Annotated in this window: 13 protein-coding genes and 1 tRNA gene; 8 read left to right on the forward strand and 6 right to left on the reverse strand. The window is 70.5% G+C overall.

Translation table 11 applies throughout. The annotated features are described in order from the left end of the window. The first annotated feature begins 137 nt into the window (after positions 1-137). Positions 138-842, forward strand: coding sequence for a glycosyltransferase family 2 protein (locus ACSMXO_RS00820; RefSeq protein WP_455416359.1), 705 nt, complete (start codon positions 138-140; stop codon positions 840-842). Between the two features lie 59 nt (positions 843-901). On the opposite strand, the gene ACSMXO_RS00825 is transcribed toward ACSMXO_RS00820, so the two are convergent. Both ACSMXO_RS00825 and ACSMXO_RS00830 read right to left on the reverse strand, forming a co-directional pair. Then, entirely contained in the window at positions 902-1,804 is a 903-nt protein-coding gene (locus ACSMXO_RS00825; RefSeq protein WP_455416360.1) for a transketolase family protein, read from the reverse strand. 6 nt (positions 1,805-1,810) lie between these two features. Further along, positions 1,811-2,548, reverse strand: coding sequence for a transketolase (locus ACSMXO_RS00830; protein WP_455416361.1), 738 nt, complete (start codon positions 2,546-2,548; stop codon positions 1,811-1,813). A 91-nt stretch (positions 2,549-2,639) separates the two neighbouring features. Between ACSMXO_RS00830 and soxR the strand changes: the two genes are divergently transcribed. Further along, a complete protein-coding gene (gene soxR / locus ACSMXO_RS00835; protein ID WP_455416362.1) occupies positions 2,640-3,149 on the forward strand; it encodes a redox-sensitive transcriptional activator SoxR in 510 nt (169 codons plus the stop codon). Between the two features lie 87 nt (positions 3,150-3,236). Here soxR and ACSMXO_RS00840 read toward each other — a convergent pair whose 3' ends face one another. Next, the gene (locus ACSMXO_RS00840; protein ID WP_346263160.1) at positions 3,237-4,214 is read right to left on the reverse strand and encodes an NAD(P)H-quinone oxidoreductase; all 978 of its coding nucleotides are present in this window, start codon (positions 4,212-4,214) and stop codon (positions 3,237-3,239) included. 248 nt (positions 4,215-4,462) lie between these two features. Between ACSMXO_RS00840 and ACSMXO_RS00845 the strand changes: the two genes are divergently transcribed. The 5 genes from ACSMXO_RS00845 (at position 4,463) to ACSMXO_RS00865 (ending at position 7,814) form a co-directional block, all read left to right on the forward strand. After that, a tRNA-Ser gene (locus ACSMXO_RS00845) sits at positions 4,463-4,549 on the forward strand. Positions 4,550-5,346: 797 nt separating this feature from the next. Continuing rightward, positions 5,347-5,925 (forward strand): dihydrofolate reductase family protein, encoded by a 579-nt coding sequence (locus ACSMXO_RS00850; RefSeq protein WP_455416363.1) that lies wholly within the window; start codon positions 5,347-5,349, stop codon positions 5,923-5,925. A 223-nt stretch (positions 5,926-6,148) separates the two neighbouring features. Next, complete coding sequence (locus tag ACSMXO_RS00855) at positions 6,149-6,490, forward strand: HIT family protein (RefSeq protein ID WP_455416364.1); 342 nt, start codon at positions 6,149-6,151, stop codon at positions 6,488-6,490. A 356-nt stretch (positions 6,491-6,846) separates the two neighbouring features. Beyond that, on the forward strand, positions 6,847-7,131 hold the full coding sequence (locus tag ACSMXO_RS00860) for a hypothetical protein (RefSeq protein WP_346263369.1): 285 nt from the start codon (positions 6,847-6,849) through the stop codon (positions 7,129-7,131). A 140-nt stretch (positions 7,132-7,271) separates the two neighbouring features. After that, on the forward strand, positions 7,272-7,814 hold the full coding sequence (locus ACSMXO_RS00865; protein WP_346263370.1) for a YbhB/YbcL family Raf kinase inhibitor-like protein: 543 nt from the start codon (positions 7,272-7,274) through the stop codon (positions 7,812-7,814). A 69-nt stretch (positions 7,815-7,883) separates the two neighbouring features. On the opposite strand, the gene ACSMXO_RS00870 is transcribed toward ACSMXO_RS00865, so the two are convergent. Next, complete coding sequence (locus tag ACSMXO_RS00870) at positions 7,884-8,594, reverse strand: class I SAM-dependent methyltransferase (RefSeq protein ID WP_346263371.1); 711 nt, start codon at positions 8,592-8,594, stop codon at positions 7,884-7,886. 303 nt (positions 8,595-8,897) lie between these two features. Then, complete coding sequence (locus ACSMXO_RS00875; RefSeq protein ID WP_455419122.1) at positions 8,898-9,677, reverse strand: IucA/IucC family C-terminal-domain containing protein; 780 nt, start codon at positions 9,675-9,677, stop codon at positions 8,898-8,900. Between the two features lie 351 nt (positions 9,678-10,028). On the opposite strand from ACSMXO_RS00875, the gene ACSMXO_RS00880 reads away from it, so the two are divergent. After that, complete coding sequence (locus ACSMXO_RS00880) at positions 10,029-11,558, forward strand: peptide deformylase (RefSeq protein ID WP_455416365.1); 1,530 nt, start codon at positions 10,029-10,031, stop codon at positions 11,556-11,558. A gap of 91 nt (positions 11,559-11,649) precedes the next feature. Here the strand turns inward: ACSMXO_RS00880 and ACSMXO_RS00885 are convergent, their stop codons facing one another. Further along, positions 11,650-12,765 (reverse strand): globin domain-containing protein, encoded by a 1,116-nt coding sequence (locus ACSMXO_RS00885; RefSeq protein WP_455416366.1) that lies wholly within the window; start codon positions 12,763-12,765, stop codon positions 11,650-11,652. Positions 12,766-12,898 lie beyond the last annotated feature (133 nt).

Genomic DNA, 12,898 nt, shown 5'->3' on the forward strand with positions numbered 1-12,898 from the left:
CCGACCCCGCCGCCGGCCCGCTCCGACCCTGCCGAACGGAGGTGATCCGGGAGGCCGGGTGCGGATGCCAGGCATGGCGGAGGCCGGTAATCAGGCTAGGCTAGGGCCGATTTGTTGTCGGCACCGTGGAGATCCCCGTGAAGCTCTCGATCCTCATGCCGGTCTACAACGAGGAAGAACGCATCGCGGACGCCCTCAAGCAAGCCCTCGCGGTCGACTATCCATGCGACATCGAACTCGTCGTGGTCGATGACGGCAGCCGTGATGGTACCGGAGAGATCCTCGGCCGGGCCGACGACACCCGGCTCCGGGTGATCACCCATCCCCGCAACGCCGGCAAGGGTGCGGCGATCCGGACCGCGGTGGACAACGCCGAGGGCGAATACATGGTGATCCTCGACGCAGACCTGGAGTACGACCCGCAGGACATCCCGAAGCTGCTCGCCCCGGTACTGGACGGCCGGGCCACGGTGGTCTACGGAAATCGGACATTTGGCAGCCACAGCGCCTACAGCTTCTGGTACGTGATGGGCAACAAGGCTGTCACCACCGCCGCCAACGTGCTGTTCAACTCGTACATCGGGGATCTGGAGACCTGCTTCAAGCTGATGCCGGTCGGGCTCTACCGTTCGCTGGACGTCCGCTCCCGGGGCTTCGGGATGGAGGCGGAGGTGACCGGCAAGCTGCTGCGCCGCCGGATCCGCCCGTACGAGGTGCCGATCAGCTACCGGGCCCGCAACCGGGAAGAGGGCAAGAAGATCACCTGGAAGGACGGCGTCGAGGCGCTGCTGATCCTCAGCCGGGAGCGTACCCGCCGTCGGGAGACCCCCGGCCAGCGCTGAGACGGCCGGCTGGCCACCCCCGACCCGGCTACGGGCCAGGGGTGCGGTCGCAGCGGTGGTCAGCCGAGAAATTCGGTGATCGACCGGCGCAGGCCCGCCGGGTCGAGGCCGTGCCACCGGGCGTGGTCGGCCGGCTCGCCGTACCGGCGCAGGTCGGTGCGGCCCACGCCGAGCGAGAGCGACCGGTGTGGTACCCCGCCCAGCGCCGTGCCGAGCAGCGCGCTGGACGTACCGGCCAGGTACGGCTCCACCAGCACCACCGCCGGGGCGGTACCGGCCGAGGTGGCCGCGCCGACCAGTTCCCGCAGTCCGACGACGTCGAACGGGCGCGGCGTGTGGGTGTACGCGACCGTCACGTCCAGCCCGGCGACCGCTGCCAGCACCGGGTGGAGCATCGGGCCGACCGCCACCACCAGGGCCGCGCCGGCCGAGCCCCGGCGCAGTACCGCCAGCCGCCCGGCGCCGGGCAGTGGCACCTCGTTGACCTGGGTGGAGAGCCGCAGGTAGACCCGGTCGTCGTGCCGGACGGCGGCCCGGAGCAGCCCGGGCACCTCGGCCGGATGCCCGGGCACGTGCACCGTCCAGTCGGTGAGGGTGTCCAGCAGGGCCACGTCGCCCGGGGACATGTGCGTGCGGCCCATGCTCGCCCCGTCGTACGACGCGCCGACGCTGACCACCACCGCACCCACCCCCTGGTGGTCGAGGTCGAGCTTGAGCTGCTCGTACGCCCGGTCGACGGCGAACGTGGCGTACGAGTGCACGATCGGGCGCAGCCCGGTCAGGGCGAGCCCGCCGGCCACCCCGACCATCAACTGCTCCCGGATCCCGACGTTGAGCACCCGGTCCGGGTGCTGCCGGGCGGCGGGCGCGAAACTCGACGCCGAGATGTCGGCGAGCACGACCGCGGTACGCGGATCGTCGGCCAGCAGTGCGGTGGCGGTGTTGACGAAGGTGTCGCGCATCGTCGGTCACTCCTTCGGTTCGACGACCGCGACGACCACGTGCGGCCGCTCCGGTCGGTAGGCGGCGAGTGCTGTCTCGATCGCGTCGTGGTCCCGGCCGTCGACCGTGCTGGCGGACCAGCCGTGCACGGTGAACCGGCTGGCTATCCCACCCGGCCACCCGTGGCTGGCGGACTGGTTGTCGATCACGATCGCGGTGAGCGTGCCCAGCCCGGTCGCGCCGGCGTACGCCATCGCCTCGTGGTTCGATCCCTCGTCGAGTTCGGCGTCGCCGAGTAGGACGTAGACCCGGGGCTGGTCCAAGCCCTGGGCGCGGAGCCCGAGCGCGGTGCCGACGCCCAGCCCGAGGCCGTGGCCGAGCGAGCCGGTGCCGATCTCGACCCCGGGGATCAGCACCCGGTCCGGGTGGTGACCGAGCCGGCTCTCCGGGCCGGCCAGGTCGTCGAGCCAGTGCTCCGGGATGAACCCCTTGGCGGCGAGCACCGCGTAGTAGGCGGCCGGTCCGTGCCCCTTGGAGAGCAGGAAGCGGTCCCGGTCGGGGTCGTCGGCGGTCGCCGGGGAGACCCGGAGGATACGGTCGTAGAGCACCCAGAGCACGTCGAGGGTCGAGTGTGCGCTGGGCGCGTGTTTCTCGTCACCGGTCAGCCGGCGTAGCAGCGGACCGAGTGCGGCCGGGAGGCCGGAGCGCCGGACGTGCGGTGCGGACGGGCGGGTACGCCCTGGCGTGGTGGCTGTCGTGGTCATGCCTCTACCCTGCAAGTTGAAGCTCGCTTCAACTCAAGGCTTTTCCGGGACAGCTATCGATCCGGTCCGACCGTCTGTGAGGGGGATCGCCGTGCGGCAGGAGACCCTGACCATCGGGGAGCTGGCCGCCCGCTCCGGCGTGGCGACCTCGGCACTGCGCTACTACGAGCGGCTCGGGCTGATCCGGGCCGGGCGTACCGGAGGCAACCAGCGGCGCTTCGACCGGGTCGAGCTGCGCCGGGTGGCGTTCATCCGGATCTCCCAGCAGCTCGGAGTGTCACTGGAGGAGATCCGGGGGGCGCTCGCCGAGCTGCCGGACGGGCGTACCCCGACCAAGGCCGACTGGGCGCGGCTCTCCGCGAGGTGGCGTCGCCGGCTGGACGAGAAGATCGACCTGATGACCCGGCTGCGCGACGACCTCACCAACTGCATCGGCTGCGGTTGCCTGTCGCTGCGCAGTTGCAACCTCTACAACCCGGACGACGAGCTGGCCGCGCAGGGCCCTGGCCCACGCCGGATGCTGCCCGCCCCGCCCGCCGGGTCGGAGCGGCCGGCCGATCCGGTGAAGAGCCGGGCTGATCCGGTCGATCAGTCCCGCTGATCCGGTTGACTAGTCGGTTGAGCCGGTGCTCGACCGGCTGATCGGCCGACGGGGCCGTCCCGGTCCTCGCTCGACGGTCCGGGCGGTTCACTCGACCGTGAGCAGCACCTTGCCGAGGTGGTCGCTGGAGTCCACGATCCGGTGCGCCTCGGCCGCCTCCGACATCGGCAGCCGACGGTAGATCACCGGGCGGATCGCGCCCGACTCGACCAGCGGCCACACCTCCTCGCGTACGCCCCGGACGATCGCGGCCTTCTCCACGGCGGGTCGGGAGCGCAGCGCGGTCGCGGCCACCGAGCCCCGCTTGGCCAGCAGCGCGGCCAGGTCCAGTTCGCCCTTGCGGCCACCCTGGAGGCCGATCACCACGATCCGACCGCCGGTGGCCAGCGCCTTGACGTTGCGACCCAGGTAGGACGCGCCCATGATGTCCAGGATCACGTCGGCGCCCCGGCCGTCGGTGAGCCGCTTCGTCGCCTCGACGAAGTCCTCCTCGGCGTAGTCGATGACCCCGCTGGCGCCCAACTCGCGAAGCCGGTCGTGCTTGTTGCCCCGGGCGGTGGCCAGTACGGTGGCGCCGAGGGCCGTGCCGAGCTGGATAGCGAAGGTGCCGATGCCGCTGCCGCCGCCGTGTACGAGCAGCGTCTCCCCGATGCCGAGCCGGGCCAGTTGGACCACGTTGGACCAGACCGTGCAGGCAACCTCGGGCAGCGCCGCCGCGTCGACCAGGTCGACCCCCTCCGGCACCGGCAGGAGCTGCCCGGCCGGCACTGCCACCCGTTCGGCGTAGCCGCCGCCGCTGAGCAGCGCGCAGGCCGGATCGCCGACACTCCAGCCGGTCACCTCCGCACCGACCGCGCTGACCACGCCCGCACACTCCAGGCCCGGGTACGGCGGAGCACCCGGCGGAGGCGGATAGTGCCCCTGGCGTTGCAGCAGGTCGGCCCGGTTGACCGCACTCGCCCGGACGTCGAGCGTCACCTCGTCCGGTCCGGGGGTCGGCTCGGGCACGTCGGCCCAGACCAACGCCTCGGGCCCGCCCGGCTCGGGAATCGTGATCGCCTTCATCGGTCCAGTCTTACCCCATCCTGTTTCCGCCCCACGCCTCGGCCCGGAGTCCGGTCCGGTTGGTCAAACCCGACGACGGTCGGCGGTGCCCGCCGGTACGCCCGTCACCCCCCCCGCGCCGTCGATCCTGCCGGGTACGCCTGTCGATCCGGCCGGTAGCCTCCCGGCCGGGTACGCCCGGCCGGCCGCCGGCCATGGCACACTAGGCACGGCCGTGGACCGCCGTTCCATCGACGACCACGGCCCCGGGAGGGCTCGCCTAGTGGCCGATGGCGCTGGTCTTGAAAACCGGTAGGGCGGCAACGTCCTCGTGGGTTCGAATCCCACGCCCTCCGCTCACCGAACAGCCAGAACGTCCCCTGAGCAGCGCGAACCCCGATCAGGGGGCGCGTGGTGTCGGACGTGAGTGGGCCTCACTTCGTCTCGGTCGAGGCCGCGCGTCGCACCGGTCGTGTCGTTTACACGTCGGCATTCCCCGGCTCTCCCTCGGTCGAGACGAGGGAGGCGTCGACAACCCGGCCCGCGCCGTTGGGTGGCGGTAGGGGTGATCGGCGCGGCATCCGGATGTACCCATCTGCGGATGTCTCGGGCGGGCCGGTCCGAGGCCAACTGCGCTGGTCGATCATGCGATAGCAGCGGGGCGCCAACGGGCCGGCGGCTGACGACACGGGCGCCGATCCAACCTGAAGCTGATCTGAAGCAGCGTCATGATTGCCTCCGTACCGGAGATCACGCCGGGCATACCCGCGCGGAAACTGGATTGGATCGAACACGAGAGGTTGGCTTGGCTGCATCAGTGCTCGACATGTCGGTGCCGCTCGACGGTTGCAGGTGATCGGCGCACACACAGCGCAGTGGGCGATCGAGGCCGGGGTTCTGGATGAGGCACAGCTTCATCTGATTCCGCCGGTCAAGCCCGACTGCATCTGGTGTGCCGCCACGCACCGTGGTGCCTTCTTTCCCCGCCGTGTCGCTGACCACGCTGACCCTTCGCCACCGTCTTGGCCGTGGCCAAGTCCTGGGGCCGCATCGGGGGCGGCCGGCTTCCAGGAGGCCAGCGGCGATGAATATTCGCCGTGGTCGACCGTCGGTATCCCCAACACCTGATCAACCGCTATTCGAGGAGAGCACCGTGACCGCCACGTACACCTTCGACGTCTTCTCCAGCCTCGACGGCTACGGCGCCGCCAGCGGCGACTGGACCGGCTACTGGGGCAAGCAGGGCCCCGAGCTGCTCGACCACCGCCTCGCCGTGTACAGCGAGGCGCAGCGGATGGTCTTCGGGGCCAACACGTACCGGGCGTTCGCGCGGATGCTGGCATCGAGCACCGAGGAGTCCGAGGTGCGTGACCCATGGGTCACCCGGATGAGGAACCTGCCGGCGACGGTGGTGTCGAGCACGCTGGACGGATCCCTCGACTGGCCGGACGCGACAGTGGTCCGCGGGGACGCCATCGACGTCGTCGCTCGGCTTAAGGAGGAGTCCGAGGTGCCGTTGCGCTCGCACGGCAGCCTGTCGTTGAACCGGGCGCTGATGGCCGCCGGTCTGGTCGACCGCGTCCAGGTGACGCTCTTCCCCGTGATCACCGGTCAGACCGGGCTGGGCCCGATCTTCCAGGGTGCGGCCGACTTCGACCTCGAACTGATCGAGAGCCGGACGCTCGACGGTCACATCCAAGAGCTCATCTACCGGCCCACCCTGCATGTCTGAGTCCATTCATGCCCGTCAACCAGCCGAATCTGACCCGGAAGTATCCTGTGCCCGACATACCGACCGGCCTCTCGGTCACCTTGGTCACTCGGCTTGCTGATCGTGCAACAGAAACCAGTGCTCGGCGGGGTGGTCGTAGGACGGCTGCAGCTCGCTCGCCCGGCCGGGTCTGCGCCGCCGGTAGCCCCGCACCCACGCCAGCCAACGTACCTGGAAGGGCTTGATGGATCTCTGCTCGTTCTGCGAGATCGTCGCTGGCCGGGCGCCGGCAACGGTTGTCCGTCGGTGGCCGGACGCTCTCGCGATCGTCCCCCGGAGCCCGGTGGTGGACGGCCACGTGATCGTCATCCCGACGAGCCATGTTCGGGATGCGTTAGAGGACACGGAGGTGACCGCCGCGACGATGCGGGCCGCGGCCGGGATAGCGCCGCATCCCTGCAACCTGATCACCTCTGCCGGCCGGGAGGCGACGCAGAGCGTCTTTCACCTGCACATCCACATCGTCCCCCGCCGGGAGAACGATGGCGTGGCACTGCCCTGGCACCCCGGCCGGCGCCGCCCCTGATCGCCGGACCCGGAGCCCTGGTCCCTCCCCAGGACCTCTGGGGAGGGATCCCATGTTCGTCCGTCGGCAGCGTGACGAGCGAGCGTCAGGACTGCGACTGTGGATAACGAGCCCATCTGTGGATAACGGCCTGATCATGTGTCGGATGTGGTACGGGGGTCTTCGATACGCGGGTCTGTTCCGGTACCTGGGAGATGTCCCACACTCGGTTGACGGCTACGCGGTGCGTTCCCCTACGCTCTACGCGTAGTAATCACGCGGTGATTCTGTGTGTAAATCTTCTGCGGAAATCGGCGGTACGGGGCCGCTGGCGACGGTCACGCCCGGGTGGGCGTACGGAGTGAAGCGAGGGCGCCATGGAGCTGCGGCTCACCCCGGTGCAGGTGCGGAACCGACTCATCCTGGTGGCCCGGCGGATCGTCGCCGACCACGCTCCGGACGCCGAGGGGATCTGCCGCACCTGCGGAGTCCTGCACTGCGAGGCGCTGGCGGCGGCCCGCGGCTATCTGGCCCGGGTCGAGGAGCCGCGCCGCCCGCTGGTGGTCGAGATCCACCGCCGCGCGGCCGTACCGCCGCCCGGCGTCACCGCCGCCGAGCTGCGGATCGCCGCCGACGCGGTACCGAAGGACGCCGAACCCTGACCCGCCGTCCGGAGGGACGGGTGGCGGCCGTACGGAGCAGACCGCGAGGTCCGCGCGGGTGGTTATCCGTCGAACGGGTAGAAAGGGCACAGCGCCGGTTCTCCGGCCCGAGCCACCCGCTGTGCGGAAAGGACTTCGCGATGACTCTCGACCGACCCGTTCCACCCGACCCGTACGAGCTGCTGCCGACCGTTCCGACATTCACGCTGACCAGCAACGACGTCCAGAACGGCGAGCCGATGGCCGCCGAGTTCGCCCACCCGAGTGTCGGTGGCGCGAACCTCTCGCCGCAGCTCGCCTGGACGGGCTTCCCGGCCGAGACCAAGAGCTTCACGGTCACCTGCTACGACCCCGACGCGCCCACCGGCAGCGGGTTCTGGCACTGGGTGCTGGTCAACGTACCCGTCGAGGTGACCGAGCTGCCCCAGGGGGCCGGGCAGACGTCATCGGCCGGTGTCCCGGGCGCGTTCAGCGTGCGCAACGACTACGGCGAGCAGACGTACGGCGGCTCCGCGCCGCCGGCCGGGGACCGCCCGCACCGGTACGTCTTCGCCGTGCACGCCCTCGACGTGGAGAAGCTCGACCTCGCGCCGGAGGCGAGCCCGGCGTACGTCGGGTTCAACCTGACCTTCCACACCCTGGCCCGGGCGGTGATCCGGCCGACGTACGAGGTCAAGGGCTGAGGCTGGCGGCGGGGCCGGCATCCGGCGGTAGATGGTGCAGCCGATGCCGGCCCGTGGCCCGTGGTGGCTTCAGGCGGGCACTCGGGCGACCGCGAAGACGGACTGACCGAACGGCGGGCGGACCACCCGCTCCGCGGCCTTGGTCACCGGCAGTACGAGGGTGTCGTACAGCTTGACCATCGGCCCTTCCTTGGGCATCAGCCGGAACACGCTGGTCGCCATGTAGTAGCCGAGCAGCCCCAGCGCGTTGGCGTAGTGCAGCGTCTCGACCTCCAGGCCCGCCTCTTCGAGCGCGGCCCGCATGGTCTTCTTCGTGTAGCGCCGGACGTGCCCGGTGGCGATGTCGGCCGGGCTCATCGCGAACTCGAAGGCCGGCACGATCAGCACGATCGCCCCGCCGGGCCGGACCAGGTTGCGCATGCTGCGCAGCGCCCCGACGTGGTCCTCGATGTGCTCCAACACGTTGTAGGAGACGGCGGCACTGTAGTCGCCCTGCTCCGTGTTGGGCAGCAGCATCTGCCGCACCTCGATGGTCGGCTCGCTGGCGAGGCGCTCCTTGAGCGCGACCAGCCGGTCCGGGTCAGCCTCGGTCGCGGTGAACCGCTCCAGGAACGGTGCCCACTCGATGGCGTAGTCCCCCAGGCCACTACCGATCTCGATCGGATTGTTGCCAAGGTAGGGGAGGGCCAGCTCGACGAACCAGCGTCGGTGGTTGACGGCTGTGGCCAGGCCCTCGAGCACCTCTTCCTGAATACGCTGATCTCCAGTTATTTCTGCCATGCGTAGATCCCTCACGCTCTGACTCGACCTGCACTGGACCGACAGAGTGAACCATCTACGACGACCGTAGGAAAATTGGGGCACTCGTGCGAGCCGAACTCGTGACTTCAGGCATCGGTTGTGACCAGTTCGGGGGCGTTTCGTTACAGACCTCTCGAACATAGCCCGAGGAGGTACGCCCGGCATGTCGGGGCGATAACAGTCCAGTGTCGATCCCTTGGTCGGCTCGCCACGCTCCGCCAGCCGACGGTGACGCCCCGGGGTCGCCGCGCTGGCGGAGCCGGTTCGACCGCGGACGGAGGCTCAGGAGGTGCGGATGCAGCAGCCGGCGCAGACCTTGGGTTGCGGCAGGGTGAAGGCCAGGCAACAGGTCTTGCGCTGGACGGTCAGTTCGCCGGTCGGGCCGGGCACCAGGTCGACCAGGTCCGCCACGCCCAGGGTGTCGAGCAGTGCACCGATCGCCTCGGCGGAGCCGCCGGGCAACGCGTCGGCGGCCCGCAGCACCCCGTGCGCGACGCCAGAGGCGACCGAGCCGAGCAGCGTACGGGCGCCGACCCGGACCTGCTGGTGCAGCGAGTCGAGCATCGGGGTCAGGTGCGCGTCGAGCAGCGACGCGCGCAGCGCGGCGAGCAGCTCGGCGTCGCCCAGTACGACCCGCACCTCGGGCAGGCCGGAGAGGGCCAGTGGGTCCGAGGGAAGTACGGCGATCTCGGTGGAGCGGCGCATGCCGAGCGTGAGCAGCGGCCGGTGGTCCTCGAACCTGACCAGTACGTCGTCCGGGCGCAGTAGCGGCACCCGGCGCGCGGAGGCCCAGCCGAGCACCACGGGCAGCAGCAGCCAGTAGGTGTAGGACTTCCAGGCCAGTGCGGCGGCGGCGTGTGAGGTGGCGCCCCAGCGGTGCCGGGTGACGGCCAGCAGTTCGGGCAGCCGGGTCCCGTCGACCAGCTCGGTGGCCGGGGCCCAGCCGGTCTCGTCCGAGACCAGCAGGCCGGTCGCGAGGCCGGGCAGCTCGTCGGTGCCGAAGGCGGCGCGCAGCGTGGCGGTCACCGGGGCCAGTGGTGCGGCGGCCCGGTCGCCGATCAGGATGGTCACGCTGGGTCGCCGTTTCGCGGCGCTCCGGTGGACGGGCAGACGCCCGGCACGACGGCCGCAGCCGGACTGGTCTGCCTCGATGCCACCTGGATCAACCCCCCACGTCTGACAACCGAACGTCACCCTAGCCTACTAAGGCAAGGCTAACCAGAGTTGGGGGTATCGGGGTGTCTTCCCGTGATGTTTCCCCCGACACGTCGCGGATCTGACTGGGGATGCGAGGTTGGGCGGTGGAGGATCATCCACGGAGGCCGAAATGTCAAGCCATTGTCGTTAACGCGCCAGTTCTGTCAGACTGGCCGGCTCGGCCAGCAAACTGAGATTCCCGGCCAGAGGAACCTGATGACCACGCCAATCGAGCGGGCTGCCGACTCGTTCGCGGCCGAGCTTTCCCGCCGGCGGGTCGAGCGGGGCATGACCAAGAAACAGCTCGCGGCCCGGATGGGGTTCGACCCTTCCTACGTCAGCCATGTCGAGGGCCGGCGGCACCGGCCGACCGAGGACTTCGCCCGGCGCGCGGAGGCCGTACTCGGCGCCGCCGGAGCGATCTGGCAGCGCTTCCAGGAGTACGACGAACTGCGGCAGGCCCGCTCCAGTGCCGTCGCGCACCGCGATCCACCCGTACCCGAGCAGTGGATGCCGCCCGGCACCGGACTGATCGTGGAGCAGGAGACCGCCACGCTCGCCTACCACGAGGGCGCGTACCGCTGCGTGATCCGGCGGGCGCTCTACAACGCCGGAACGGAGCCGGTCACCCGCTACCTGGTGCGGATCGCCGTCGACCGCTATCCCAACGATCCGGCCCGGTCCAACCGGCACCACCGGGAGAACCCGCTGACCTTCGCCGAGCTGGACCTCCAGGCGTTCTGCGACGACCAGGGCAACCGCGAGCCGATGGAGTGGCGCAAGAAGCACGACCGGGACGCCTTCAAGGAGGTGTGGCTGCTCTTCGAGAACGGCGACGGCCGGTTCCCGCTGTATCCGGGCGAGCGAATCACCACCGAATACTCCTACCGGGTCAACCAGGACAAGTGGGGCCAGTGGTTCCAGCGCGCCGTACGGCTGCCCACCCGCCGGCTCGCGCTCCGGCTCGACCTGCCGCTTGACCTCGAGCCGCAGGTCTGGGGCGTGGAGACGTCGCTGTCGGCCGAGGAGGGGCCGCTGCGTACGCCACTGGTCCGGCACGACGAGGGCGGCCGGGCGCTCTTCGAGTGGTCGACCGACGACCCGCCGCTGAACGCCCGGTACCGGCTGGAGTGGCGCTACCGGGCCCAGCCGGCCGCACCCGCCGCCGCCGCGCCGCCGGAATCGGCGGAGGGCCGGGCCAGTGACCGGATGCGGGCCGCCGGCATCGTGCAGCTCGGCGCGGACCTGCTCCGCCAGCCGGCCCGGCACTTCGACCTGCCCCGGGACGACGCCAACGCCCGGGACGTGGTGGCCCGGCTCCGGGCCGCACTGGAACGTCTCGACGAGCTGCACCCGTTCAGCAAGGGGGTCGGGCTCGCCGCGCCGCAGATCGGGCTGCCCTGGGCCGCCGCCGTGGTACGCCCGCCGGACCGGGACGCCGAACCGGTCGTACTGCTCAACCCCCGGGTGGTCGACGCCGCCCTGGAGACCGACGAGCAGTACGAGGGTTGCCTCTCCCTGTTCGACCTCCGTGGCCTGGTCGCCCGGCCGCTGCGGCTCGACGTCGAGCACGCGCGTTGGGACGGCAAGCGCATGATCACGTCGTTCGAACTCGCCATGGCCCGACTGGTCGCGCACGAGATCGACCACCTGGAGGGCCGGCTCTACGTCGACCGGATGGACCCGGAGGTCCCACTGGTGCCGATCGAGGAGTACCGGGACACCGGCAACCCCTGGCGCTACTGAGCGCGGGCGGCCGACCCCCGAGACGGGAGCCGGGTCTCCGTGCCCTACGGGTAGGACACGGAGACCCGGCTTTGGGGGAGAGGGAGGGTGTCTAGAGTTCGCCGAAGGCGTCGTACCGGATGTTCTCCGGGGGCACGTCGTCGGCGGCGAGCGTGCGGAGCGCGGAGCGGACCAGGGCGGCGGATCCGGAGACGTAGCAGTCGTGGGTGGTCCACGGGCCGTACCGGGCGAAGACGTCGGTGATCTCGCCACGCTCGCCGTCGAAGCCGGGATCCGCGCTGCACACCGGGATGACCGACAGCCACGGGTGCCGGCCGGCGAGGGCCTGGAGCTCGGTCAGCCCGTACAGGTCGTCGCGCCCGGACGCGCCGACGAAGACGTGCATCCAGCGGGTGCGGTTGTATCCGGCCAGTTCCTCGGCGAGCGCCTTGATCGGGGCGAGCCCGACGCCGCCGGCCACGCAGAGCACGTCCCGGGTGGAGGACCGGTCCAGCGTCATCGCGCCCATCGGGGCGGCCACCCGCAGCAGGTCACCGACCTTGACCCGGCGGACGAGGGCGCTGGAGACCCATCCGGCACCGACCGCCCGGACGTGGAAGTCGAGCGTGTTGTCCGCGCGCGGGGCGTTGGCGATCGAGTACGTCCGCCAGAGGCGGGGCTGGTAGCGCGGCACCTCGACGCTGACGTACTGGCCGGCCCGGTAGGGCAGGTGGTGCTGGAGGGGACGGCAGGTCAGTACGGCGATGTCGCTGCCCCGGCGTTCGTGGCCGATCACCTCCGCGTGCCAGAACGGCGGGTTCGGATCGTCGGCCGCGCCGGCCTGCATGCGCTCGGCGATTACCCGGTACGCGTCCCGCCACGCCTGGTCGTACTCGAGGGTCCAGTGCTCGCCCGCGACCTCGGGCAGCGCGGCCAGCAGCGCGGTGCCCATGAGGTCGTAGTGCTCCGGCCTGACGTGGTATTTGCGGTGGTCGCGGCCGAGCGAGCGGAGGTACTCGTCGAAGTTCTCGGGGTCGTCGATGGTCTGGACGGCGGTCACGATCGCCTCCAGCAGCCGGTCCCGCTGGCTGTCCATCTGCACCGGAAACAATGTGCGCAGTGCGGGATCGGACAGGAACATCCGGGCGTAGAAGTATCCCGCGACCTTGTCCCGCCGATCTTCGACGAGGGTCCAGCTCTCCTTCAACAGCTGTGCGAGGTTGTCCATGACACCTTCTCGGTCGGGGCCACTGCGCGGATAAGAATGAATACCGTGAGTCAGTCCTGGTCGCACAGAATGTGCGATTGAAGGTCAATCGCCCCTTGTCGGAGAACCGACTTCCGCCGGAGCCGGAACGGCT

It is taken from the genome of Plantactinospora sp. DSM 117369, assembly GCF_053764795.1.

Coding starts and splice junctions, on each gene's coding strand:
- ACSMXO_RS00825 (WP_455416360.1), bottom strand. CDS start 1,804: ATGCGCGACACCTTCGTCAACACCGCCACCGCACTGCTGGCCGACGAT.
- ACSMXO_RS00830 (WP_455416361.1), bottom strand. CDS start 2,548: ATGACCACGACAGCCACCACGCCAGGGCGTACCCGCCCGTCCGCACCG.
- ACSMXO_RS00840 (WP_346263160.1), bottom strand. CDS start 4,214: ATGAAGGCGATCACGATTCCCGAGCCGGGCGGGCCCGAGGCGTTGGTC.
- ACSMXO_RS00855 (WP_455416364.1), top strand. CDS start 6,149: ATGGATCTCTGCTCGTTCTGCGAGATCGTCGCTGGCCGGGCGCCGGCA.
- ACSMXO_RS00860 (WP_346263369.1), top strand. CDS start 6,847: ATGGAGCTGCGGCTCACCCCGGTGCAGGTGCGGAACCGACTCATCCTG.
- ACSMXO_RS00865 (WP_346263370.1), top strand. CDS start 7,272: ATGACTCTCGACCGACCCGTTCCACCCGACCCGTACGAGCTGCTGCCG.
- ACSMXO_RS00870 (WP_346263371.1), bottom strand. CDS start 8,594: ATGGCAGAAATAACTGGAGATCAGCGTATTCAGGAAGAGGTGCTCGAG.
- ACSMXO_RS00880 (WP_455416365.1), top strand. CDS start 10,029: ATGACCACGCCAATCGAGCGGGCTGCCGACTCGTTCGCGGCCGAGCTT.
- ACSMXO_RS00885 (WP_455416366.1), bottom strand. CDS start 12,765: ATGGACAACCTCGCACAGCTGTTGAAGGAGAGCTGGACCCTCGTCGAA.